The sequence below is a fragment of the Aquabacterium sp. genome, from assembly GCF_050725395.1.
Taxonomy (GTDB): domain Bacteria; phylum Pseudomonadota; class Gammaproteobacteria; order Burkholderiales; family Burkholderiaceae_C; genus Aquabacterium.
The window spans coordinates 66,159-90,716 of sequence record NZ_JBOHHL010000016.1 but is presented as its reverse complement, the minus strand read 5'-3'; the positions used below and the strand labels follow the sequence as shown (position 1 = coordinate 90,716).

Annotated in this window: 22 protein-coding genes; 10 read left to right on the top strand and 12 right to left on the bottom strand. The window is 66.1% G+C overall.

Features of this window, described 5'->3' with window-relative positions; translation table 11 throughout:
- Positions 1-2,412 (top strand): cadherin domain-containing protein (locus ACREB4_RS11945; protein ID WP_431588445.1); only part of this gene is annotated, 2,412 nt, incomplete at its 5' end.
- Between the two features lie 12 nt (positions 2,413-2,424).
- Here the strand turns inward: ACREB4_RS11945 and ACREB4_RS11940 are convergent.
- From ACREB4_RS11940 to ACREB4_RS11890, 11 genes are all read right to left on the bottom strand, one after another.
- Positions 2,425-3,270, bottom strand: coding sequence for an urease accessory protein UreD (locus ACREB4_RS11940; protein WP_431588444.1), 846 nt, complete (start codon positions 3,268-3,270; stop codon positions 2,425-2,427).
- A gap of 36 nt (positions 3,271-3,306) precedes the next feature.
- On the bottom strand, positions 3,307-4,104 hold the full coding sequence (locus ACREB4_RS11935) for an ABC transporter permease (RefSeq protein ID WP_431588443.1): 798 nt from the start codon (positions 4,102-4,104) through the stop codon (positions 3,307-3,309).
- Entirely contained in the window at positions 4,101-4,850 is a 750-nt protein-coding gene (locus tag ACREB4_RS11930; RefSeq protein ID WP_431588442.1) for an ABC transporter ATP-binding protein, read from the bottom strand. The genes ACREB4_RS11935 and ACREB4_RS11930 overlap by 4 nt, the downstream gene beginning before the upstream one ends.
- 18 nt (positions 4,851-4,868) lie before the next feature.
- On the bottom strand, positions 4,869-5,852 hold the full coding sequence (locus ACREB4_RS11925) for an ABC transporter substrate-binding protein (protein WP_431588441.1): 984 nt from the start codon (positions 5,850-5,852) through the stop codon (positions 4,869-4,871).
- Between the two features lie 81 nt (positions 5,853-5,933).
- Entirely contained in the window at positions 5,934-8,249 is a 2,316-nt protein-coding gene (locus ACREB4_RS11920; protein WP_431588440.1) for a hybrid sensor histidine kinase/response regulator, read from the bottom strand.
- 125 nt (positions 8,250-8,374) lie between these two features.
- A complete protein-coding gene (locus tag ACREB4_RS11915) occupies positions 8,375-8,947 on the bottom strand; it encodes a tRNA-uridine aminocarboxypropyltransferase (RefSeq protein ID WP_431588439.1) in 573 nt (190 codons plus the stop codon).
- On the bottom strand, positions 8,944-10,386 hold the full coding sequence (locus ACREB4_RS11910; RefSeq protein WP_431588438.1) for an aminoacyl-histidine dipeptidase: 1,443 nt from the start codon (positions 10,384-10,386) through the stop codon (positions 8,944-8,946). The genes ACREB4_RS11915 and ACREB4_RS11910 overlap by 4 nt, the downstream gene beginning before the upstream one ends.
- Positions 10,387-10,453: 67 nt before the next feature.
- The gene (locus tag ACREB4_RS11905; RefSeq protein WP_431588437.1) at positions 10,454-11,704 is read right to left on the bottom strand and encodes a M20 family metallopeptidase; all 1,251 of its coding nucleotides are present in this window, start codon (positions 11,702-11,704) and stop codon (positions 10,454-10,456) included.
- Positions 11,701-13,482: a 2-oxo-4-hydroxy-4-carboxy-5-ureidoimidazoline decarboxylase gene (gene uraD / locus ACREB4_RS11900; RefSeq protein WP_431588436.1), complete on the bottom strand. Its 1,782-nt coding sequence runs from the start codon at positions 13,480-13,482 to the stop codon at positions 11,701-11,703. Before uraD ends, ACREB4_RS11905 begins: the two co-directional genes overlap by 4 nt.
- Entirely contained in the window at positions 13,479-14,417 is a 939-nt protein-coding gene (gene puuE, locus ACREB4_RS11895) for an allantoinase PuuE (protein ID WP_431588435.1), read from the bottom strand. The genes uraD and puuE overlap by 4 nt, the downstream gene beginning before the upstream one ends.
- Positions 14,414-15,139 (bottom strand): GntR family transcriptional regulator, encoded by a 726-nt coding sequence (locus ACREB4_RS11890; RefSeq protein ID WP_431588434.1) that lies wholly within the window; start codon positions 15,137-15,139, stop codon positions 14,414-14,416. The genes puuE and ACREB4_RS11890 overlap by 4 nt, the downstream gene beginning before the upstream one ends.
- Positions 15,140-15,290: 151 nt before the next feature.
- On the opposite strand from ACREB4_RS11890, the gene uraH reads away from it, so the two are divergent.
- The 6 genes from uraH (at position 15,291) to ACREB4_RS11860 (ending at position 21,187) form a co-directional block, all read left to right on the top strand.
- On the top strand, positions 15,291-15,674 hold the full coding sequence (gene uraH / locus ACREB4_RS11885) for a hydroxyisourate hydrolase (protein WP_431588433.1): 384 nt from the start codon (positions 15,291-15,293) through the stop codon (positions 15,672-15,674).
- 3 nt (positions 15,675-15,677) lie between these two features.
- A complete protein-coding gene (locus ACREB4_RS11880) occupies positions 15,678-16,925 on the top strand; it encodes a urate hydroxylase PuuD (protein ID WP_431588432.1) in 1,248 nt (415 codons plus the stop codon).
- Between the two features lie 67 nt (positions 16,926-16,992).
- Positions 16,993-17,661: a DUF3348 family protein gene (locus ACREB4_RS11875; RefSeq protein ID WP_431588431.1), complete on the top strand. Its 669-nt coding sequence runs from the start codon at positions 16,993-16,995 to the stop codon at positions 17,659-17,661.
- Complete coding sequence (locus tag ACREB4_RS11870) at positions 17,654-19,864, top strand: DUF802 domain-containing protein (RefSeq protein WP_431588430.1); 2,211 nt, start codon at positions 17,654-17,656, stop codon at positions 19,862-19,864. The genes ACREB4_RS11875 and ACREB4_RS11870 overlap by 8 nt, the downstream gene beginning before the upstream one ends.
- The gene (locus ACREB4_RS11865; protein ID WP_431588429.1) at positions 19,861-20,532 is read left to right on the top strand and encodes an OmpA family protein; all 672 of its coding nucleotides are present in this window, start codon (positions 19,861-19,863) and stop codon (positions 20,530-20,532) included. Before ACREB4_RS11870 ends, ACREB4_RS11865 begins: the two co-directional genes overlap by 4 nt.
- Positions 20,525-21,187, top strand: a complete 663-nt coding sequence (locus tag ACREB4_RS11860; RefSeq protein ID WP_431588428.1) for a DUF2894 domain-containing protein — start codon at positions 20,525-20,527, stop codon at positions 21,185-21,187. Before ACREB4_RS11865 ends, ACREB4_RS11860 begins: the two co-directional genes overlap by 8 nt.
- A gap of 8 nt (positions 21,188-21,195) precedes the next feature.
- Here ACREB4_RS11860 and ACREB4_RS11855 read toward each other — a convergent pair whose 3' ends face one another.
- On the bottom strand, positions 21,196-21,735 hold the full coding sequence (locus ACREB4_RS11855) for a hypothetical protein (RefSeq protein WP_431588427.1): 540 nt from the start codon (positions 21,733-21,735) through the stop codon (positions 21,196-21,198).
- A gap of 115 nt (positions 21,736-21,850) precedes the next feature.
- Here ACREB4_RS11855 and ACREB4_RS11850 point away from each other — a divergent pair, with 115 nt between their 5' ends.
- Genes ACREB4_RS11850 through ACREB4_RS11840 form a run of 3 tightly spaced genes read left to right on the top strand, consistent with a single transcriptional unit; the run spans position 21,851 to position 24,485 of the window.
- Positions 21,851-23,071, top strand: coding sequence for a helix-turn-helix domain-containing protein (locus ACREB4_RS11850; RefSeq protein ID WP_431588426.1), 1,221 nt, complete (start codon positions 21,851-21,853; stop codon positions 23,069-23,071).
- Between the two features lie 54 nt (positions 23,072-23,125).
- A complete protein-coding gene (locus tag ACREB4_RS11845; RefSeq protein WP_431588425.1) occupies positions 23,126-23,794 on the top strand; it encodes a Vgb family protein in 669 nt (222 codons plus the stop codon).
- Positions 23,795-23,801: 7 nt separating this feature from the next.
- Complete coding sequence (locus ACREB4_RS11840) at positions 23,802-24,485, top strand: hypothetical protein (RefSeq protein ID WP_431588424.1); 684 nt, start codon at positions 23,802-23,804, stop codon at positions 24,483-24,485.
- Positions 24,486-24,558 lie beyond the last annotated feature (73 nt).

Sequence of the window (24,558 nt, the reverse complement as noted above, 5' to 3'; positions counted from 1 at the left end):
ACCTTGCTGGACTACGAATCGGCGACATCCCACGCGATCACGGTGGTGGCCACCAGCTTGGACGGTTCCAGCAGTAACCAGGTGATGACGATCAACCTGGCCGACGCGGACGAGTTCGACGTGGGGGCCGTGAGTGATGCCAACGCGGCGGTAAACAGCGTGGCCGAGAATGCCGCCAATGGCACGGTGGTAGGCATCACGGCGAACGCCACCGATGTAGACGGCACCAACAACACCATCACCTACTCGCTGAGCGACAGCGCCGGTGGACGCTTTGTCATCAACGCGGTCACGGGCGTGGTCACGGTGGCCAATGGCACTTTGCTGGACTACGAATCGGCGACATCCCACGCGATCACGGTGGTGGCCACCAGCTTGGACGGTTCCAGCAGCAACCAGGTGATGACGATCAACCTGACGGATGGCAACGAATCCGCGGTGGGCGCGGTCAGCGACACCAACGCCACAGCGAACAGCGTGGCCGAGAACGCCACGAATGGCACGGTGGTGGGCATCACAGCGAACGCCATCGACGCAGACGGCACCAACAACACCATCACCTACTCGCTGAGCGACAACGCCGGGGGGCGTTTCGCCATCAACGCGGTCACGGGTGTGGTCACCGTCGCCAATGGCAGTTTGCTGAACTACGAGGCGGCCACCTCGCATGCGATCACGGTGGTGGCCACGAGCGCCGATGGCTCCAGCAGCAACCAGGTCATGACGATCAACCTGGTCGATGTCAACGAGTTCGCGGTGGGCGCGGTCAGCGACACCAACGCCGCGGCCAACAGCGTGACCGAGAACGCCGCCAATGGCACGGTGGTGGGGGTCACGGCGAATGCCACGGATGCAGACGGCACCAACAACACCATCACCTACTCGCTCAGCGACGACGCGGGTGGGCGCTTCACGATCAATGCCAGCACCGGTGTGGTCACCGTGGCCAATGGCGGCTTGCTGGACTTCGAGGCCAGCACGTCACACGTGATCACCGTGCTGGCGACCAGCGCCGATGGCTCCAGCAGCAGCCAGACTTTCACCGTGTCCATCGCCCCGGCCAATGACAACGCCCCCGTCATCACCAGTGGCGCAGGTCTGGCGGTGGCAGAGAACACCACGGCCGTGGGCCTCGTCACCGCCACCGACGCGGATGCCGGCAGCACCCTGACGTACAGCATCGTCGGTGGCGTGGATGCGGGGCTCTTCACGGTCAATGCCAGCACGGGCATGCTGTCGTTCATCGCGGCGCCTGACCATGAGCTGCCGACGGATGCCAATGCTGACAATGTCTATGACGTGCTGGTGCAGGTCAGCGATGGCAGCTTCACCGGTCAGCAAGCCATGGCCATCGTGGTCACCAATGCCAACGACGCGCCAACCCGGAACAGCAGTGATCTGCAGGTCACCACGCCCAACACCGTGGTCAATTGGGCGCCCGGCGATTTGTCGAACGCCTTCAGCGACCAGGACGGTGACGCCCTGCAGTTGGTGGTCCTGAGCCCTGTCAGCCACGGCACGTTGACCATCCTGGCCGATGGCAGCGTTCGCTATGAGGCCGCTGCCGGCTTCTCCGGTGTCGACCGCTTCAGCTACACCGTCTCGGATGGCCAGGCACAGGGCAGCGTGCGGCAGGTGGACATCTTGGTTCAGCCCCCCGCGACCAATGGGGGCGCAGGCGGCATTCCTCCCACCAACGGCAATCCAGCGACCCGACCCGATCCCACGCCGGAGTCCCCGGCCACGGAAACGCCCGAGGTGCCCGAGACACCCCAGACCACCCCGAACGCTCCCGACGAGACGGTGTCCGCTCCAGCCGCGCCAGAAGAAGGGCCGATCGAGGTCACACCATCTGCTGGCAAAAATGCTTCGGCAGGGCGAGGCCCGGGCAATGCCCTGTCGTCCGGCGCCACCGGGTCGAACCGGTCCCTGAGTTTCGATCTCAGGCTGGATGCCGTCGACCTGGATTTGTCCATGTCGCCAGGCCAAGCCCTGTTCAAGATGCTGGGAGACATGAAGCTGGGCGTGTCTTCGCAGGCCTTGAACCTGTCGCTCAGCACCGCGCATGGCGATGCTCAAGCCGCGTCGCTCAAGTTCACGGACACCTCCGAAGACCAACTCGTCAAGGTTCAGAAAACGGTCGTTCAGACCTCGGGGGCCGTGGTGTCGGTGGGGGCGGTGTGGTGGGCCGCGCGCATGTCGGGCCTGCTGGCCAGCCTGATGATCAGCACGCCAGCCTGGCGCTCGCTCGACCCATTGCCGGTGATGGGGTTGGGCGAAGACCGTGATGCCGAGGACGAGTTCGAAGGCGGTGATTCTTCACCCGATGGCGAGCGGCACATGGACGAGAAGGCCGCGGGCTTGTTCGGTGCCAGGAGGCCCGTGAGGCACACCGCCGAGAACATCGGCTAAGCCCGCCGGCCTTCAGGTCCGCCAGACTCTGGGGGGGCAAGGTGCCTTCTGCCAGGCCGCCTCGCGCCAATGGGCCCAGACCGCGCTCAGCAACTGCATCACCGGTTCGACCCTGGCGCCCAGCACCCGCAGCACCACCACCTCGGCATGCGGGCTGGTGCAGCCGGCCTGGGATTGCAGGGCGTGGCCGTCGACCACGGCGCGGGCGGTCTCCAGCAGCGCGTTGCGGCGGTTCGGGGCCAGGGGCAGGCCTGCGGCGAACCACAGGGTGCCCATGACCCGGTGCCCCGCCCAGCCCAGCGGGCTGTCCAGCAAGCGTTGGTCATCGGAGCGGACGGTGCCGCGCTCCAGCCAGATCCCAGGCAGTTCGATGCATTGGGTGTAGTGAGCGCCGGGGTGGGCCGGGTCATCGAACAATTCGCCTGCCGCTGGCAAGCCCAGGGCAAGCAGGTCCCAGCCGATCATCTCTGCGCCCGGGCCCAGTTCGAAGCGCGTGCGATTTTCGGCGCGGCAGCCTCGGTAGGCGATGGTTTCCAGGGGCAGCCATTCCAGGCGTGCCCCTTCCGACAAGCTGGCGACCAGCGATTGCCGGGCCAGTTCGCCTCCGCTGCGGTAGAAGCGCGTGGCGCCTGGCGTGGTGATCAGGGCATGGCTGCCCGGCGCCATGTTGATGTCGATGTCGAGCACGTCGCCGCCCGCGACGCCACCCGGAGGGTGCACCAGCACGTGATGGCACACCGCATCGCCTTCGGGATAAAGGCGTTGCAAGACCCTCAGCGGACCGTGGTGCAGGTCGTGCGCAATGGTGCGCTGGCCATCCAGGCGGTAATCCAGTTTCAGGTGGCCAAGCCAGCTCATGGGGTCGGTACAGCGAAGTTGATCAAGGCAAGGCGCTCAGTGTAGTGGCCGGGCCGATTCGTGCCAGCCTCCGAGTACCACTCGGGTGAGAGCGGCCAGCGTGGCGAACAGGACGACACCGCTCAAGGTGATCAACACCAGCGCGGCGAACAGGCGGGGTATGTTGAGCTGGTAGCCCGATTGCAGAATCTGATAGGCCAACCCAGTGCCCGTGCCACCCGTGCCAGCCACGAATTCGGCGACCACGGCGCCGATCAGCGACAGCCCGCCCGAGATGCGCAAGCCCGCCATGAAAAAAGGCAGTGCACTCGGGATGCGCAGGCGCGTCAGCAACTGCCAGCGGCTCGCACCCTGAAGCCGAAAGTAATCGGCCAGCCCTGGGTTGATGCTGCGCAGGCCGGTCGTGGTGTTGGCGATCACGGGAAACAAGGCCACCAGCGTGGCACACACCACCAGCGACAGCGTCGGGTCTTTCACCCAAATGATGATCAACGGCGCGATGGCCACGATGGGCGTGACCTGCAGCAGCACCGCGTACGGAAAGAAAGCCGCTTCGATCCAGCGGCTCTGCACGAACAAGAAGGCGATCAGGCTGCCGAGCACCGCCGAGGCGCCAAAGGCCAGCAGGGTGATCTTCAAAGTCACGCCCAACGCCGCGCCCAACAGCGGCCAGTCGGCCAGCAAGGTCTGGCCGATGAGCCAGGGCGATGGCACGAGGTAGGCGGGGACTTCGAAGCACGTCACCCAGGCCTGCCACAGCCCCAGCAGCACGACGGCGGCCAGCACGGGCAGGCCGATGCGCAATAAGGCTTCCTTTTGAGATGGCTTGCTCATGCCGTGGCTTTCGAGGCGTCGGCCAGGCATTGGCGAAGGTGCCGTTCCAATGCATGGAAAGCGTGGCTGGCGCGCCAGGCGTCGCCACGCGGGTAGGGTGCGCCAATGCTGATTTCATCCACCACCCGGCCGGGGTGCGCGGCCATGACCACGACGCGTTGCGACAGGTACACGGCCTCGCTGATGGAATGCGTCACGAACACCACGGTCAGGCCTTGGGCTTGCCAAAGTTTCAGCAGCTCGTCGTCCAGTTGTTGCCGTGTGATCTCGTCCAGTGCACCAAAGGGCTCGTCCATCAGCAGGAGGCGCGGTTCGGTCACCAGGCCTCGGGCGATGGACACGCGCATCTGCATGCCGCCCGACAATTCGCGTGGCCGCAGTTGCGCGGCCTCTTGCAGGCCGACCAACGCCAAAGCACGGGCCACGCGCCGATTGGCTTCGGGCTTGGGCAAGTGGGCCAGGTCCAGCGGCAGCCGCACATTGCCTTGGACGGTGGCCCATGGCATCAGCGTGGCATCCTGGAACACGAATGAAAGGCGCTGGCCCTGCACGACGATGCCGCCCTGTGTGGGCAAGAGCAAGCCGGCCATCATCCTCAGCAAGGTGCTCTTGCCGCAACCAGATGGGCCGAGCAAGGTCACGAACTCGCCCTCCGCCACCGACAGGTTCACAGGCCGCAGGGCCTGCGTGCCATTGGGGTAGACCTGCGTGGCCCCTTGAACGTCAATCGCCGAAAGCTGGCTCAAACCACGCCGCTCCTGGGTTCAGGGCATGACCTTGGCCGGCACGATGAAATCGGTCCGGTAGGTCTGCTTGAGCGGCACCTTGGCAGGGTCCACCAACTTCTGTTTGACCAGCATGTCATAGGTCTGCTTCATGCGCTGGTCGGTGATGATGCCGATGCCGTGCTTGGCCGCGTCGCCGCCCATCACGGTGCCCGTGTCCTTCAGCGTGGCGATGCCGTAGGCCAGTTGCTCATCCGTCATGTTGGGATTGTCTTTTTTGATGAGGGCGTTGGCGGGCGAGGGGTCGCCGGTCAGGTAGCTTTTCCAGCCCTCCATGGAGGCCTTGACGAAAGCCGCCACGGCCTTGGGGCGTTCCTTCAAGGTCTTGTCCATGCAGACCACGGCGGTGGCGTAAGGCGGCCAGCCTTCGTCGGCCAGCATGAAGACGTTGGGCTTGAGCTTGCCTTCTTTCTGGATGGCGAAGGGCTCGGACGCCAGGTAGCCTTGCTGCGCGATGTTCTTGTCGGCCAGGAAGGGCTGAATGTTGAAGGTATAGGGACGCATCTGGGCGTCGGTGAAGCCAAACTGGCCTTTCAGCCAAGGCCAGTAAGTCACCATGCCGGCGCTGCCGATCAGCAGGGTTCTGCTTTTCAGATCGGTCAGCTTCTTGACGTCGGGGTGGGTGATCAGCACCACGGGGTCTTTTTGGAAGGCGGCGGCGACGGTCACCGCTTTGATGCCTTGTTCCCAGGATTGGATGGTCTGCACGTCGTAGCCCATCACGCAGTCGGCTTGGCCAGCCAGCATCAGCTGCATGATGTTGACCTGCGGGCCGCCCATTTTCAGGGTGACGTCCAGGCCGGCCTTGGCATAGAGGCCGGTGGCCTGGGCCTGGTAGAAGCCGCCATGCTCGGCCTGCGCATACCAGTTGGTCAGGTAGACGAACTTCTCGGCGGCCAACGCCGTGGTGCCCGCCAAGGTGGCGGCGGTGGCGAGCAGGCTGGCGGCAAGGGCGCGGTGCATGGGGCTGGGTCCTCGAGGCGGTGGCATTCCTGAGGCTCGAATATATGCTGGTTTGGGCCGCGATCCCGGCGTGCCGTGGACTCAGATTTTGCAGAAGCCTGGCTGCGCGGCCTCGTCGGTTTGCAGTTGCAGAAGGCTGTCCAGCATGTCCAAGGTCACCGCCAGGTCCAGCGGCTTGCGCAGGTAGTTTCGGGCGCCGGCCCTTTCGGCGCGGGCGATGGTGTGGGGGCTGACGTCGGCCGACACGATCACCACGGGCGGTACCCGGCGTTGCGGGTCTTGCCGAAGCCAGGCGAGCACGTCCAATCCGTGGGCATCGGGCAGGTGCATGTCCAGCAGGATCAGGTCAAAGGTTTCGCGTTCGATCCGGTCCATGGCGGCCTGGCCCGAGGTCTCGAAGGCCAGTTCGATCTGGGGCCGCAAGGCCAGCATCGCGACCATGATGTCGCGGTTGGTTTGGTTGTCCTCCACGCACAAGACCTTGCGTTGGCCGGTGACTTCGTCTTCGTGGGCAGGCCGGGCCGGGCGCCGCTCCTGCGCTGGGAGTGGTGCCTTGCCGGGGGCTGTGGTGGCCGAAGGCAGCGAGAACATGAATTCGCTGCCTTCGCCTTCGATGGTGCGCACGTTCAGCTTGGTGCCCATCAGTTCCAGCAGGCGCTTGCAGATGACCAGGCCGATGCCCGTACCCGGGGTGGACGTGTTCTCGCGGCCCAGGCGGTTGAAGGGTTCGAACAGGTGCCGAACCTGTTCTCGCGTCATGCCCAGGCCTGTGTCCCGGACCCGGAAAGTCATCTGGCCATCCAACTCCTGAAGGATCAGGCTGACGCGACCGCCTCGGCGGTTGTATTTGACACCATTGCTGAGCAGGTTCAGCAACACCTGCTTGAGCCGGGTCCGGTCGGCGCGCACCTGGCCCACGCCGTCCTGGGTGACGATCTCCAGGTGCACGCCGGCCTCCTGAGCCTGTGTGGCCACCATCTGCTGGCAATCGCGGCTCAGGGCGCGCACGTCCACGTCCTCGATGAACACATCGATCTTGTCGCTTTCGATCCGGGACACGTCGAGCACATCGGCGATCATCTCCAGCAGGTGCAGTCCGGAGGATTCGATCTGCTTGACCATGCCCAGTTGCCTGGAACTGAGGGGGTCCGCGGTGTTCATCTTGAGCACCTGGGCGAACCCCAGCACGGCGTTCAGCGGGGTGCGCAGTTCGTGGCTCATGCGCGACAGGAAGTCGGTCTTGGCCTGGTTGGCGGCCTCGGCGGCGATCTTGGCCCTGCGAGCTGCTTCATGCTCGCGCAGGCGTTGACCCATGTCCGCGAAACCTTGTTCCAAGGCCACGAACTCGCGGCTGGACGCTGCGGTGGTGGACGGTGGGCCGGGGTCCAGCCCCCGGGACAGGCTGCCCATGCGGTCCAGAAGCCGGTGGGCCGGCTGAACCACCTTGGCCATCGCCAGCCGCCAGGCCAGCCACATTGCAGCCACCGACAGCAGGACGTTGACGACGAGCAGCATGGCCAGCGATTCCTTCAGCCCCGCGTTCAGGCTGGCTTTGGGCACGCCGATCGCCACGCTCCACTTCGAGGTACCCGATCGGCTGAATGCCGTGATGACCGGGACGCCTTCCAGGGTGATGGTTTCCAGCACCCCCTCCCGTTGTTCCCTGGTCATGCGGACCAGGTCGGGCACCGCCGAATGGCCCAGAAACCGATTCGATTCGTGCGTGCGGGCGACCACCGTGCCGCGGCTGTCCAGCACCACGGCAATCCAGTTAGGGGGCAGTTTTTGCGCCATCAGCACATTGGCCACCCGGTCTGGAAACAGGCCGGCATTGAGGCTGTAGAGGATCTTCCCGTTCCGTTGGACGGGCACGCCAATGGCCAGGATGGGCTTGCCCGTCACAGGGCCGGTGAACAGGTCGGTCAGGACGGTGTGGCCTGTGGCGAAGATGTCCTGCAACTGAGGCGGTCCGCCTTTGACCGGAAGCGGAGCCCCCAGCGGCCGCACGGTGTTGAGCCGCTGCCGTCCGGACGAGTCGATCAGCACGTAGTTGGTGATGTTCTGGAAAGGCAGGGCCTGCTGGGCTTGCTGGTAGAACGTTGGCAGGTCGTTGGCGTCCAGGGCGGCGGAGGTCGCCAGCACGTGCAGTCCGGATTCGATGCTGGCCAGGTCCCGGTCCAGGTTGGCGGCGGCAGCCCGGGCCGTGGCCACGGCATCCTGGATGGCGCGGCCTTTTTGCAGCCGGTAGTCGGACACGATGAAGTAAGTGGACATCAGCGCGCCCGGGAGGATGCAGGCGATGGCCAGCAAGGCAAGGCTGCTGCGGATGCTCCAGGTGGCGGACTGGCGGGACGGCTGGTGGGGACTGGTGGCGCTTCGCTCGGCGGCGTCAATCATGGCGTGAATCCAGATGCATGGATGTCTTGGACACAGGCCGCCCGTGGACTTGGCGGCAACCGGTAAACATCGACACAACGGTCCACCCTGTGAGTAGACCACAAGCCCAGGCGGACCGGGGCAGATCAGCGCACCTGGCTGGTCACGAAGGCGTCAAAGGCCTCCAGCAAGGGGGCAAGGTGGGCCGGCCCGCTTTCCAGTTGCCGCAGCGCCAGGCAGGTGGCCTCCAGGGTGGACAACTGGCCGGGAAGGTGGGCCTTGCGGATCCGGTACCGCGAGGGCGGCGGCGCCTGCAAGGCCAGCCGTGGCAGTTCGCCCAGCAGCGGATTGAGGTGGAGCATCTTGCGGCTTTTGCGCCACGTTCCATCCAGCACCACCAGGCGGATCAGGGCAGGATCCAGTGGAGTCGCCGCTTCGGGGGGCGCTTGGGCCTCCTCGGGGTAAAGCAGAACGTTGACCCGGTCGCCGGCGTCCATGAGCTTTTGCAGTTCGGACGGGTCGAAGGTTTCGCCAATGAGCAGGCGGCTGTTCGGCAGGCTCAGGTGCAACAGCCGTGCACTGCCTTTGGCCTGCGCCACTTCCAGGGGATGCTGCAGGATCAGCACCTCGCATTGCGTCGGCGTGGGGGTGATCCAGGTGCACAGGCAGGTGCTTCGAGGGCGCAGGCAACGCGCGCAACTCGGGCGTCCCGCGCTCACGTGTGCGCAGCCAGGATCGCGCTCAGCAAGTGCCAGGTTCGCGCCACCGAGGCGACGTCCACCGACTCGCCGGGCGCGTGGGCTCCCCGGATCGTGGGGCCAAAGGACACGATGTCAATGCCGGGGTACTTGGCGGCGATGATCCCGCATTCGAGCCCGGCATGGATGACCTGCACGGACGATTCGGCTTTGAATTCGTCGCGGTAGACCTGCTGGCAGAGCTTCAGCAAACGGGAGTCCGGGTTGGGTGTCCAGCCTGGGTACTGGCCAGCGGCCTCGGCTTTCGTGCCCGACAAAGCCCAAAGGCTGAGGATTTCATCGGCCAGGGCCTGGCTGCCGCTGTCGAGCAATGAGCGGACCATGAAATTGCAAGAGCCGCCATTCGGCGTCAGGTCCACCATGCCGAGGTTGTTCGAGGTTTCGACCACGCCGGGCACGCGCTGGCTCATGCGGCGCACGCCGTGGGGCGCGGCGTGCACGCTGTGAAGCCAGACCCATTGCTCTGACGCCGGCAGAACGTGTTCAGCCGCTGCTGGTTCGGCATCCAGTGTCAGCTTGGGCTCGATGCCGAGGAGCTCCTGGCGCAACAGCGATTGCCATTGCTCCAAGGCTTTGGCCAATGGCGCGCCGAGTCCGACGGGCAGGGCCACCGTGGCGAATGCCTCGCGGGGCAGCGCATTGCGGGCCGTGCCACCGCGCAATTCCGACAGGTGCAAAGGGTGTTGCCGGCCCAACTCATGCAGCACCCGGACCAGCAGTTTGATGGCGTTGCCGCGTCCTTCGTGGATGTTGACCCCAGAGTGGCCGCCACGCAAACCGCGCAGGGCGATCTTCCAGACATCGTGGCCAGCAGGCAAGGCCTGCGCCTGGCTGGGCCTGGCCACGTTCACGTCCATGCCGCCTGCGCAGCCCAGGTAGAACTCGCCCCATTCCTCGGTGTCCAGGTTGAGCATGGTGTTGCCTTGCAGCACGCCGCTGGCCAGGCCTTGGGCACCGCCCATGCCGGCTTCCTCGTCCACGGTGAACAGGGCTTCGATGGGGCCATGGGGCAGGTCCGTCGCTTCGAGCACGCTCAGGATCATGGCCACCCCGATGCCGTTGTCGGCGCCCAGCGTGGTGTCTTCGGCGACCAGGAAACCATCGCGCAAAACGGGCCTGATCGGGTCGCGTGAGAAGTCGTGTGGTGAATCGCTGTTCTTCTGGCAGACCATGTCGAGGTGGCCTTGCAGCACCATCCCGGGCACGTGCTCGCGGCCAGGGCTGGCGGGCTTGCGGATGATCAGGTTGCCCGCGGAATCCACCAAGGTGGCCAGGCCGCGGGCCTGCGCCCATTCACGCAGGTGATCGCGCAGGGCGCCTTCCTGCTTGGACTGGCGGGGGATGCGGCACAGCGTGGCGAAATGCGCCCACACGCTGGTCGGTTGCAACTCACTGAACATCGGGGCACCTTGTCCTGGTCAAAATCAAGATTCTCGATGATGTCCGAGCCCCTTGGCGGGAGGAGGGTCAGCTCAGCAGGTCCAGCAATGTCCGGGCAACGACCTTGGTCGCCTTGCGCAGGTCATCCAGCACGAGGTGCTCGTCAGCGCGCTTGGCGTTGGACTCGAACACGGTCCGTGGCCCGGCGCCATAGATCACGGCGGGAATGCCCTGCGCGCAGTACAGGCGCACATCGGTGTACAAGGGGGTGCCCATGGTGGGGATGGCTTCGCCGAACACCGCTTGGCCGTGCTTCTGGATGGCCTCCACCAAGGGCGCATTGCCAGGCAAAGGCTGCAAGGACTTCGCCAGCAGCAGGCGCTTCACGTCCACGGCGATCCCGGGGAAGGTGGCGGCGGCTTCGGCGATCACTCGGCGCATGTCGGCTTCGACCGCCACCGGGTCTTCTTCGGGGATCATGCGGCGGTCGAGCTTGAGCGTCACCTTGCCGGGGACCACATTGGTGTTGGTGCCGCCTTCGATGCGGCCCACGTTCAGGTAAGGGTGCGTGATGCCCGGCACTTTGGACGTGGTCGCCTTGTAGAGCGTGTTCTGCGCGTACAGGGCGTTGAGGATCACGACCGCGCCGTGCAAGGCATCGATGCCGGTGTGCGGGATCGCAGCATGAGCCATCAAGCCATGCACGGTCACTTCCATCTGCAGGCAGCCGTTGTGCGCGGTGACCACCTCGTGGCTGAAACCGGCGGCGATCAGCAGGTCGGGCTTGGTCAGTCCTTGCTTGAGCAGCCAGCCGGGGCCGAGTTCGCCGCCGAACTCTTCGTCGTAGGTGAAGTGCAGCTCGACGCCGCCTTTCAGCGCGGGGGCGCCAGCCTGGCCGGCCAGGGCCTCCAGCGCGCGCAAGGCAAAGCTGAAGGTGGCGAAGTCGCTCTTGCTGACGGCGCTGGCGCGGCCATAGAGCTTGCCGTCGACCACTTCGCCGCCATAGGGGGCGTGCGTCCAGCCTTCGCCGGGTGGCACCACGTCGCCATGCGCATTGAGCGCCACGGTGCGGCCGCCTTCGGCAAAGCGGCGGCGCACGATCAGGTTGGTCAGGCTGGTGAGGCCATAGTCTTGTACTTCGGCGTGGGGCACGGCGTGCTTTTCAGCCTGCCAGCCGAAGCTTTGCAGGAGTTCGGCGGTGCGTTCGGCATGGGGCGCGTTGTGGCCGGGCGGGGTGTCGGTGGGCACCTGCACCAGGGCCTGCAGAAAGCGCACTTCATCATCAAAGTGGGCGTCGATCCAGGCATCAAGGGCTTGGTAGGCGGATGAAGTCGTCATAGGTTTTCCAGCAGGTGCATGAAGGCGTCCACGCACAGTTGGGCGTCGTCGCTGGTGATGGTCTCTAAAGGGTTGTGGCTGATGCCGGCGTTGCCGCCACGAACAAAGAGCATGGCCTGCGGCATGACCTGGTGCAGCTTCATGGCATCGTGACCGGCCCCGCTGGACAGGGTGTAGGCGGGCAAGCCCACGGCTTCGACGGCCTGGGCCCAGCGGGCTTGCCAGGCCGGATCGCTGGGGGCCGCCGAGGCAGTCATGGTGCGCTCGAGCTTGTAGTGCACGCCACGCCTTTCGCAGATGCTTTGCAAGGCGCCTTCCACGTCCGCAGCCAAGGCGTCGCGCTGGTCGTTGGTGGGGGCGCGCAGGTCGAGCGTGAACTGGCAGCGGCCGGGCACGACGTTGATCGAGCCTTGCGGCACGTTCAGCACACCGACGGTGCCCACCGAGGGGCCGTGCGGGCTTTGTAAATCCAGGCCGGCGCGGCGCTCCACGTACAGCAGCAGCTTGGCCACGGCGGCGGCAGCGTCCTTGCGGCGGTCCATGGGCGTGGTGCCGGCGTGGCTGGCCATGCCGACCACTTCGCCGCTGTAGCGCGCGCTGCCATTGATGGACGTGACCACGCCCAGGGGCATGTCGATCTCGTCCAGCAGGGGACCTTGTTCGATGTGCACTTCCACGAAAGCCTTGTACTGGCCGGGGTCGCGCTTGAGGGCCTGGATGGCGTCGAGCTTGCCGGGCAGGCCGGCGTCCAACATGGCCTGGCGCACGGTGATGCCATCGGCATCGACCAAGTCCAGCCAGGCCGGGTCGAAGTCGCCGGTCAGGGCGCCCGACCCCAGGAAGGTGGCCTTGTAGCGCTGGCCTTCCTCTTCGGCGAAGCCCACGACCTCGATGCCGAAGGGCAGGCGCTGGCCGCGCCGGTGCAATTGGCGCACGCAGGCCATGGGCACGAAGATGCCGAGCCGGCCGTCGTACTTGCCGCCGTTGCGCACGGTGTCGAAGTGCGAGCCGGTGAGCAGCCAGGGCTCGTCAGGGTCGGTGCCCTGGTAGCGGCCCACCACATTGCCCACGGCATCTTGGCTGACCTCGTCGAAGCCGCAGTCGTGCATCCAGGTTTGCAGGTTCCTGGCGCAGGCCTGGTGGGCGGGGGTCAGGTAGGTCACCGTCAGCTGGCCAGCGGTGTCCCCGATGCCGTCGGTGTGTTGGGCCAGGGCCTCGGCCCAATCCCACACCAGTTCGCCTTCAAGGTTGCTGACGGCGAACTTGTCGTTCAGGCGGATCTCGGCGATGCGGTGGATGTTGCGCAGACACTCGGCCCGCTCGAAATCCGGGTGGTTGTCCAAGCGTCGCTGGAAGGTGGCGATGATGGCCGAGCGGCCCAGGCCCTGGCCGCGCGGGCCACGCACGGCCATGATGAACGGCCAGCCGAAGCGCGCGTTGTAGTCCTGGTTGAGCTGTTGCAACAGGGCGAACTCTTGGGCGGTGCAATGCGTGAGGCCGGCCTTGCTTTGCTCGTTGGTCGATTCGGCTGTGAGCTGGCCGGCGACGGCGGCCTTGCCCGCGAGTTCGGGGTGGGCGCGGATCAGGCCCAGTTGCGCTTCCTGCGGCGCTTGGCGCACGACTTGCGCAAGGGCGTATTTCAAATGGGGCAGCGATTTGAAAGGCCGCTGTGCCCAAGCCTGCTCGGCGATCCAGGGCGAGTGTTCGTACACGCCCTCCAGCAGGGCAGTGAAGCCCGCCTGGTCGGCGCTGTTGATCTGGTCGAGGGTGAGGCTCATGTCGGGTGCACCGCTTTCCAATGGCGCGCGATGTCCAGGCGTCGGCACACCCAGACCTGGTCGTGCGTTTCGAGGTGGTCCAGAAACCGTTGCAAGGCGCGGATGCGGCCCGGGCGGCCCAGCAGGCGGCAATGCATGCCCACGCTCATCATCTTGGGTTCATTGAGGCCATGGGGATCACCCTCGGCATACAGCACGTCGAAGGTGTCGCGCAGGTAGGTGAAGAAGTCGTCGGCCTGTGAATAGCCTTGGGGCAGGCTGAAGCGCATGTCGTTCACGTCCAGCGTGTAGGGCACGATCAGTTGCTGCACGGTTTCGCCACTCGTCTTGGTGACGGGCATCCAGAAGGGCAGGTCGTCCCCGTAGTAGTCGCTGTCGTATTCGAAGCCGCCGTGGTCGGCCACCAGGCGGTGGGTGTTGGGGCTGTCGCGTCCGGTGTACCAGCCCAGGGGGCGCTGGCCAGTGAGCTTCTCGATCGCTTGCATGCCCAGGACCATGTGCTCGCGCTCGGTGGCTTCGTCGATGTTCTGGTAGCTGATCCAGCGCCAGCCATGGCAGGCGATTTCATGGCCCAGTTCGATGAAGGCCCGCGCCAGCTCGGGGTGGCGCTGCAAGGCCATGCCCACGCCGAAGACCGTGAGCGGCAACTGGCGCTGCTCGAACTCGCGCAGCAGGCGCCACACGCCCACGCGCGAACCGTATTCGTAGATCGACTCCATGCTCAGGTGCCGGTCGGGGAAGGCCGCCGGGTTGAACATTTCGCTGAGGAACTGTTCGCTGCCCGGGTCGCCATGCAGCACGCTGTTCTCGCCGCCTTCTTCGTAGTTCAGCACGAACTGCACAGCGATGCGCGCGCCGCCGGGCCATTGGGCATGGGGCGGCTTGCGGCCGTAGCCGACCAGGTCGCGCGGGTAAGGGGTGTTGTTCAAGGTCATGGTCGCAAGGCGTCGGTCAGCGTGAGCCGGGGGACGCGGGGGTGTTCGGTCAATTGGTGTTCGACGGTGTTCAGGTGCTCGTCCATCAGGCGGATGGCCTCGTCGGCATCGCGCGCCTCGATGGCCCGCAGGATGTCGACGTGTTCCGCATTGGAGGCCCCAGCGTCGTCGGACGACTGGTACATCAGGGTGATCAGTGAGCAGCGCGACACCAGTTCTTGGATCAGCTCGATCAGGACCTGATTGCCCAGCACCTCGGCCAGGCGCACGTGGAAGTCGAACAGCAGCTTGGTGCGCGTGGCCACGTCGATGCGGCTCACGGCGTCGCGCTCGGCTTTCAGGTGGGCCTTCAGGCGCTTGATGTCGGCGGGGCGGGCATTGTCGACCAGCTCGCGCAGCATCTGGCTTTCGACCATGCGGCGCACGGCGAAGACCTCGCGCGCTTCCTCGATCGAGGGCTGCGAAACGAAGGCGCCACGCGCCGGCTCAAGGCGCACCAGCTTGAGCTGCGACAGGCGGATCAGCGCCTGCCTCACGATGGTGCGCGAGACCCCGAAGCGATCGCCGATGGTCTGCTCGACCAGCTTGGCCCCGGGCTGCAGGCGGTGTTCCACGATGGCGCGTGTCACGGCCGCCACGATGACTTCAGTGTTTGAGAACTCGCCTTCGTCCGCGCACACCTGGTCCGTGGCCTGCAGAGTCTCGGCGTCGACTTTGGTCAATCGGAGGTTCTTGCGTGAAGCGCTCATCGTGGTTAAAGTGTATACAGTTTTGTGCGCCGCAGGCAAGTCCAGGATCATTTCCCATGGCACGGCCCGCGACTTGCATTCGCACTTTTTTGAAGGCACATGCCGTGCCAGGACAGCAAGATCCATGACCGAATCCACCCACTCCCATGCTGGCCCCACCGGGCGCCTGACCACCCACGTGCTGGACACCGTGCATGGCCACCCGGCCGCCGGCATGTCCGTGGCGCTGTACGTCATGCAAGGCGAATGGGCCTTGCTCAAGCAGGCGCGCACCAACGCCGATGGCCGCCTGGACGCGCCTTTGCTGTCCGGCCACGAGCTGGTGCCAGGCCGCTACCGCCTGGTGTTCGATGTGGAGGCGTATTTCCGCCAGATGGGTGTCGACCTGCCCAAGCCTGCTTTCCTGGGCCAGGTGCCGCTGGACTTCGGCATCGCCGACAACGCGGCCCACTACCACGTACCCCTGCTGGTCAGCCCCTGGGCCTATTCCACCTACCGAGGCAGTTGATCGATGTTTGCAGACTTGGCACCCTGGCTGAACTACGCCCTGGAGTGGGCCAACCTCTTGCTGCGCTGGGCCCACGTGGTCGTGGCCATCGCCTGGATCGGTTCCTCGTTCTACTTCGTGTGGCTGGACAACAGCCTGACCCCACCGCCTGACCCGGCCCTGAAAGACAAGGGCGTGGGGGGCGAATTGTGGGCCGTGCACGGTGGCGGTTTCTACAACCCGCAGAAGTACCTGGGGGCACCCAAGAAAGTGCCGTCGCACCTGCACTGGTTCTATTGGGAAAGCTACTCCACCTGGTTGACGGGCTTCGCACTGTTCACGGTGCTTTACCTGTTCAACGCGGGCACATTTCTGATCGACAAGTCCGTCTACAACTGGACGCCCATGGCCGCGGCCACCTCTGCCTTGCTGTTCCTGGTCGGCTTCTGGGTGGTCTATGACCTGATCTGCCGCACTTTGGGCCGCAAGCCCGGTGGCGACAAGCTGGTGGGCGCCGTGTTGTTCGGCGTGGTGGTGTTCGCCGCCTGGGCGGCCGCGCAGCTCTTCGCGGGGCGGGCGGCCTTCCTGTTGGTGGGCGCCATGATGGCCACGACCATGAGCGCCAACGTGTTCTTCTGGATCATCCCTGGTCAGCGCACCGTGGTCGAGTGCATCAAGAACGGCCAGCCGGTGGACCCGGTGCATGGCCAGCGTGGCAAGCAGCGCAGCGTGCACAACACTTATTTCACGATGCCGGTGCTGATCGCGATGCTCAGCAACCACTATGGCTGGGTCTACAGCCACGACCACAACTGGCTGGCCCTGGTTTTGCTGATGTTGGCGGGCGCCTTGATCCGCCACTTTTTCGTGGCCAGGCACAAGACCGAGGTGGCCGGCAAGCCGGCGCCCTGGGGCTGGGCGGCGGCGGGTGCTGCGGTGTTGCTGGGCGTGGTGATCTGGCTGGCGCCGGCGCCCAAGCCTGCGGCATCTGTCACGCCAGCCGCGTCGGCATCAGCGCCTGTGGCGGCCGGCCCCAAGGACGAGATGCTGCCGCAGGTCACCGCCGTCATCCAGCAGCGCTGCGTGATGTGCCACAACGCCGAAACGTCGAACAAGGGCGTCATGCTGCACACGCCCGCATTGATCACCCAGCACCAGCAGCAGATCTACCAGCAGGCCGTGATGCTGCGCGCCATGCCGATGAACAACGCCACCCGCATCACCGAAGAAGAGCGCGAGTTGCTGGGCAAGTGGTACCAGGCGGCGCATTGAACGGAGGCGCCGTCCTGTCCGGTAGTAGACTTCGCCCTTTTCCCCCACCACGATCTTGAGCAGCAGCATGGCGCGCGAATCGCGCAGCCCCCCATTCACTGGCTCGGCGTTCATCCGATCACTTGCCGCATTGAACGACGTTCGTGCCACGGCTCACCAGGACGATTTTGCGCAGAGGGTGACCCAGTGGTTCGGTTGGACGCACACCTTCACGCTGTCGGCGGTCTTGAGCGATGCGCCTGGCCCGTCCGACGGGGGGGCGCACGCGCCTGTGAATGCCAGCGCGGACGAGCGCGAATGTGCCCGCGTGCGGGCTGCGCTGCTCAAATTCATCACCGCGCCGCCGACGGACATGGCGGCCGAGTTCACCGGTTGCCGGAGGCGCTACATCGCTTGCCAGCAGGCCATGGAATCCCAGATCGGACCGCTGCGGCGCCGGTTGCGGGCCACGCTGGCGGCCAGTGCGGTGCCGAAACTCGTCAAGCTCGCCAAACTGGATGGCGTGATGGAAGAGGTCATCGGTGTTCAGGAGCGGGCACTGCTGGCCACCGTGCCGGGCCTGCTGCAGCCGCGCTTCGAACAACTCCGCCAGGCGAACGAGCCGGACGGCCCCTGGTTCAACACCTTCCTTCAAGACATGCGGGCCTTGCTGCTCGCTGAACTGGACCTGCGCCTGCAACCTGCTGAAGGCTTGCTCGCCGCACAACGCACACCGTCATCAGATCGCCATGAATAAAGTTTTTCGCCACGCCACGGTCATCGCAGGCCTGGCCGTCATCGCCTGGGTGGGCGCCGGTTATGTGCTCGGGCATCCGCTGGCCCTGGGCGTGACGCTGCTCATCGGTGCTTTCTACCTGATGGGGGTGTTCGAACTCCACCGCTTCCAGCAGACCACGGCCGCGCTGGCGTTGGCGCTGGAAGACATGGCCGAGCCCCTGGACAGCTTGCGCTCCTGGCTGGACCGGGTGCCCGCGCCCTTGCAGAACGCGGTGCGTCGGCGCATCGAAGGTGAGCCGGTCGGCTTGCCGGGTCCGGCGCTGGCGTCCAGCCTGGCCGGCCTGCTCGTGCTGCTGGGCATGCTGGGCACCTTCTTGGGCATGGTGGTCACCCTTCGCGGCACGGGTTTGGCGCTCGAAGGGGCGACGGACCTGGTCACCGTTCGCAATGCCCTGGTCGAGCCCGTCAAAGGCCTTGGCCTGGCTTTCGGCACTTCGGTGGCGGGGGTGGCCGCGTCGGCCGCGTTGGGTTTGCTGGCGGCCTTGAGCCGGCGCGAACGGGTGCAGGTGGCGCAGCGTCTCAATGAGCGCATTGCAACCACCTTGCGCACTTTCTCGGCGGTTCACCAGCGCGAAAGCTCGTTGAGCCTGTTGCAAAAACAGGCGGAATTGATGCCGGCCTTGGTCGATGGCCTGCGCGCGATGATGCAGACCATGGAGCGCCAGGCCGAGACCTCGAACGCCCGCTTGCTGGACAGCCAGGCACGTTTCCACGCGAACGCCGAAGCCGCCTATGCCGGCCTGGCATCGTCCGTGGCCAGCACGCTCCAGACCAGCCTGACCGACAGCGCCCGCATCGCCGGTGACACCATCCGTCCGGTGGCCGAGGCCACGCTGGCAGGGGTGGCGCGTGAAACGGCATCGCTGCATGCCGCCCTGGCCGCGACGATGCAGGGCCAGCTTGACCAGTTGTCCACGCGTTTCGAGACCAGCACCACGACCGTGGCCGAGGCCTGGCAGACCTTGCTGGCGCGCCATGAACGTTCCAGCGAGGCACTGGCGGACAGGCTGAGCGCATCGCAGGAGCGTTTTGCCCAGGCCTTCGAGCAGCGGTCCGCTTCACTGCTGGACGACGTGGCCCAACGCCACGCGGGCTGGCAGGGTGAGATGGCCGCCGCGTTGTCGGGCATGACGCGCGAAACCGCGTCCATGCAGGCGTTGATGGCTGGCGCAGTGACCCGGCAACTCGATGGCGTCTCGGAGCGCCTGGACAGCACGGTGCAGCGCGTGACCAGCACCTGGAGCGAGGCGCTCGACCAGCATGCGCGGGTCAGCGAGCAGGTCTCGAAAGACACGCAACAAGCATTGGCCACGGCGGCGGCGACCTTCGAGCAGCATTCGGCCTCCTTGCTGGGCACCGTGCACGCGGCGCATGCCCAACTGCAGTCCGAATCGGCGCAACGAGATCAACAACGCGTGGACGCCATGGCGAAATCCCTGGAAGCCATGGCCGCGTCTCTGCGACGTGAGTGGCAAGAGGCCGGTGCCCAAACGTTGGCGCAACAGCAAAGCGTGTGCGAAACCATGGAACGCACGGCGCGCGAGATCACCGCCCAGTCCGAGGCCCAGGTTCGCCATACCAGTGCCGAGATCACCCGGCTGGTGCAGGCCGCCTCCGAAGCGCCACGCGCCGCGGCCGAGGTGATCACTGAACTGCGTCAGAAGCTGTCCGACAGCATGGCGCGCGACAACGCGCTGCTGGACGAGCGTGCCCGCATGCTCGACACGCTGGGAACCTTGCTTGATGGCGTGAACCGCGCCGCCACCGAACAACGCGGTGCCATCGATGCGATGGTCGCGTCCTCATCCGCCGCGCTTGAAGGTGTGGGGGCGAGGTTCAGCGCGCAGGTCGATGCCGAAGCCGGCAAGCTGGCCGAGGTGGCCGCGCAGGTCACGGGCAGCGCGATCGAGGTCGCCAGCCTGGGTGAGGCCTTTGGCCACGCCGTGCAGCTCTTCAGCGAGTCAAACGACAAGCTGGGGGCGCAACTTCAGCGCATCGAGGGTGCCTTGGGGGCCTCCCTGTCGCGCAGCGACGAGCAACTGGCCTACTACGTGGCCCAGGCCCGCGAGGTGATCGACCTGAGCATCCTGTCGCAAAGGCAGATCATGGAAGACCTGCAACGGCTGGCCGGCAAGGCGGCCAATGAGGGAGCCCTGGCATGACGACGGACGACGTCGACCTGGATCTGGACGCTGGCGTGGAAGCGTCCACCCCCGTGTGGGCGGTCTTCGGTGACCTGATGGCGGGCCTGTTGGGGGCCTTCGTGCTGATCCTGCTGTTCGCGCTGGCCTCGCAACTGGAGCTGGCGACCCGGCTGCAGGACGAGATCAGGCAGCACCAAGTGGAAGAGCAACGCCGCCAGGCCCTCGAGCAGGCCCTGGCCGGCCCCCTGGCCGCGGGCCGCGTGACCTTGGACCATGGCCGCATCGGCATCAGCGGCAGCGTGCTGTTCGCCCTCAGCTCCGCCGACCTGCAACCCGAAGGCCGGCAGTTGCTCAAGAGCCTGGCCGCACCGCTGGCCACCTACCTGAAGTCGCGCAACGAGATCCTGATGGTCAGCGGCTTCACCGACGACCGGCAAATGCGTGGAGGCAGCAAACAGTTTGCCGACAACTGGGAGCTTTCCGCCCAGCGGGCCTTGACCGTGACCCGGACCCTGATCGAAGAAGGCATGCCTTCGTCCGACGTGTTCGCGGCGGCCTTTGGCGCCCAGCAACCCGTGGCGCCGAACACCAACCCCGAAGGGCGTTCAAAAAACCGCCGCGTGGAGATGGCCCCAACCTCCCGGCCTTCGCGCACGGTGTCGTCGGCCTCGGCGCCGCATGACTGAACACCGTTCGTCCGATGTCACGTCCATGCTGCACGCTTTGCGTGAACGTGGCGCGCAGCGCATCGACCCGGTCCGCTTTCGCCTGATCGAGTCCTTGCTGCGGCGTGCCGATGACCATGGTGGCGCGGCGCGGCCCATGCTGGACGAGAAGGTGGTCGTGCTGCTCCAAGCCCTGAATGAGGCGGTGGACCGTGCGGAGGCTGAGCCACCGGGCGCCATCCCTGTCGGGCAGGATTCGCCGCCTGGGCGAAGCGCATTGGCCAAGCTGCTGGAGCACCTTGCACAGCACAAGCCGGGCGCGGCCACCGGCCCATCGACCCCGGCGGCCTCCACGAAGGCGAAGCCCGATTCGCCGGTCGACCCCAAGACCCTGCAGTTCTTCAGGCGAACGTGGTCGCGTTTGAGCGCCGATCAACGCTTGGCACAGTCGCGCTCATCCTTGCCCGAGAATGCAGGCCCACTCAATTCGCAACACCTGGTGCACCGTTCCTTGAACGTGATGCGCGAGTTGTCGCCGGAGTACTTCGACCTGTTCATTTCGCACGTCGATGCGCTGCTCTGCCTGGAGCGGATCAACGAGCAAGCGGCCCGGGAAGTGGGGCTGCCCGCTCGTGCCAAAGGCGCCAAGAAAGCCGCGGGCGCCAAGCGAGGCTGAACCCGACTTCAGCCTCTGCTGCGCAGGGACGACAGTTCCGTCTTCAGCGCCTTGATGTTCTGGCGGTGGGCTTTCAAAGCATCCTGCTCATAGCTGTCCAGGGCGGCTTTGCGCAGCTCAATGCCTTTGGCCAAGGCCGCCAGGTAACGTGCCTCGGTGTAGGTGTTCTGGCTGCCGATGTAGATGCTTTTGATCTTGGGTTGCAGGCCCAGGCGAGGCAGCAACACCGACAGCTCGGCGATCAAGGCTCGTCCGGGACGGGCCCGGACAATCGGGCCTGAGATGCCTGCGGGCAAGTCCGAAGTCTTGTTGATGCTGGGGCCGTTGTTCACCCGGGTCAGCACCGGAGGCATCGCGGCCGTGCGTGCCAGCAGTTCCTTCACGGCCTTGGCCAGCGACTGCTGTGGATCACCTTCTCCATCGGAGAAAAGTTTGGTGCCCTGGTAACGAACCTGCCAGCCATGGGTTGAGCTGGAATCAATGCGCTGGATGCCCTGAGGCACGTCGAAGGTCTGACCAGTGGCGAGTGTGACTTGGCGGAATTTCATGGGGTCGATTCTTTTGCAAGCGGACTCCCTTTTTGAGTTTTTGGCAATTATGCGTCTTGGGCAAAATCCTGGCGAGCGAACGGGATTGTGGGTCAAGCGCGATTAACCTCCCGCCATGGACTCCTTGATTGCCGCCTCCGCGCGGGCCCTGGCCACTGGTGATGCGCTTGGCGCGCTCAAACGCGTTGCCTTGCGCGATGACCCGCCTGCGCTGGCCCTGCGCGGCATCGCCATGGCGCAGTTGGGCGAGCACCCACGTGCCCGCGAGTTGCTGCGCCGGGCCGCGCGTGGCTTCGGGGCGCGCGAAGAGCTGGCCCGCGCGCGCTGCGTCGTGGCCGAAGCCGAGGTGGCCTTGGCCATGCGCGATCTGGGCGGTTCACCACGCTTGCTGGCCACGGCGCTGGCCACGTTGGAGGCCCATGCCGACCTTGCCAATGTCTTGCACGCGCGTTTGATCGCGGCGCGCCAGTGGCTGCTGATGGGGCGCCTCGACCAAGCTGCGGCTGCGCTGGCCTTGCTGTCCAAGAGGGGCCTGCCGCCATCGCTCCTGGCCGTGGCCGAGTTGAGCTCGGCCGAACTGGCGCTGCGTTCCTTGCGCACCGGTCCGGCCAAGGCGGCGCTTGATCGCGCTCACGAAGCGGCCTGTCGGGCAGGGGTGCCAGCGCTTCTGGCGGAGGTGGCGGACACGCGGGCCATCCTGGGCCACACCGCGGCCCGGCGCCTCGGGGCTGGGAGAGATCAGCCCCTGCGTCTGGACGAGGTTGAAGCGCTTCTGACTTCCGAGGCGCTGGTGTTGGACGCCTGCCGGCGAGGCATGGGCACCGGGGCAGCATGGCAGCCGCTGGCTCGCCGACCGCTGCTTTTCGCCCTGGCACAGGCCCTGGCCGAAGCCTGGCCAGGCGATGTCGATCGGGAAGCCTTGATCGCCCGCGTGTTCAACACCCGCCGACCGGACGAAACACACCGTGCCCGTCTGCGGGTCGAGGTCGGCCGTTTGCGCGCGCTCGTCAAGCGCTTGGCCCTGATCGAGTCCACCGCGCGCGGCTTTGTCCTCAAGCCCCTTGGGGGGCGCGAGGTCGTCATGTTGGCACCACCCATCGATGGTGAGCAGGCTTCGCTGGTGGCGCTGTTTTCCGATGGCGCGCCGTGGTCGACCTCGGCCCTGGCCTTGGCCCTTGGCGCCAGCCAGCGCACGGTTCAGCGGTCGTTGGCCGAGCTCGAGGCCACCGGTCAGGTGCGTTCGATCGGGCGGGCCCGGGCGCAGCGCTGGTTGTCGCCACCGCTGTCGGGATTCACGACAATCTTGTTACTCCCTGCTGCGCTGCCGATTGAATAAAGTGACCTTGCCGCGCCGATTTCAGGCGCATCAACACCCACAAGGACGCCCGCGATGAACCACACCACCACCCGCCAAGACCACACCGATGCCCCCGTGCACGCCGCCGAGATCGTGCGCGAGTACGGCCCCTTTGCCGGCGCCACCCACGTGCATGGCGTCACCCACGATGGCGACCGCGTCTGGGCGGCCACCGGCGCCAAGCTGGTGGCCTTCGATCCTCGAAGCGGAGAGCCGACCCGCACCCTCGACCGTGCTTGCGATGCCGGCACCGCCTTCGACGGCACCTACCTTTACCAAATCGCCGAAGCGCGCATCGACAAGATCGATCCCGCCAGCGGCGACGTGTTGGCCTCGATCCCGGCGCCCGGCAAGGGCTGCGATTCCGGCCTGACCTGGGCCGAGGGCAGCCTGTGGGTAGGGCAGTACCGTGATCGTAAGATCCACCAGATCGACCCCGCCACGGGCGCGGTGAAGCGCACCATCGAATCCAACCGCTTCGTGACCGGGGTGACCTGGGTCGATGGCGACCTGTGGCACGGCACCTGGGAGAACGACGAAAGCGAGCTGCGCCGGATCGACGCCGAGACTGGCGCTGTGCTGGAGCGCTTGCAGATGCCGCAGGGCACCGGTGTCAGCGGGCTGGAATCAGACGGGGCCGATTTGCTTTATTGCGGCGGTGGCGGCAGTGGTAAGGTTCGCGCCGTGCGTCGCCCGAGGTGAGCCAACCATGACCAGACTGCCCTCCGAATTGCACCGCCTGTACGATCCGCTGACCGCGCCCGATGGGCAGGTCCGTGCCATGGTTCTGTCGCTGTTGGGCAGGCCTGCCGACTGGGACGCGTTGTCGCTCGTGTGGCGGGCGGTGCAGTCCGAGCTTTCTCTGCCGGCGCCTGCCATCGCGGTGTCGGGCGTGGACGGTTTTCAGCTCTGGTTTTCGCTGGAAGAGGCCGTTCCCTTGGCCGAGGCGAGTGCCTTCCTGGCCTGCCTGCGTGCTCGTTACCTGAGCCACGTCGCGCCTGCGCGGCTCCCTCAGGAATCCTGGCATGAAGACATGCTGCCTGGCCGTGAAGTGCTGGCGGGCCAATGGTCTGCTTTCGTGGCGCCCGACCTTGCCCCCATCTTCGCCGAGACGCCCTGGCTCGACATCCCGCCGAGCCCCGAAGGACAGGCGGAATTGCTGTCGCGCCTGCAGCGCATCCAACCCGCCGCCTGGCAAGCGGCCTTGGCGAAGTTGCGGCCGGCGCCTTTGGCGCCCAGCCTGCCTTCGGCTCCGACCAGTCCGCCAGCGCAGGGTCCGGGGCTGGATCCCCGGCGCTTCCTGCTGGAGGTCATGAACGACGAGACCGTGGCCTTGGCGCTGCGCATCGAGGCGGCCAAGGCGCTCCTGTCGGTCAGCCCAGGGCCGCGGTGACGATGCCCTCGACCTCGGCCTGCGCCGCTGAACCGAGCGCCTCCAGGTCGATCCCCATGGCGGCCAAGGAGCG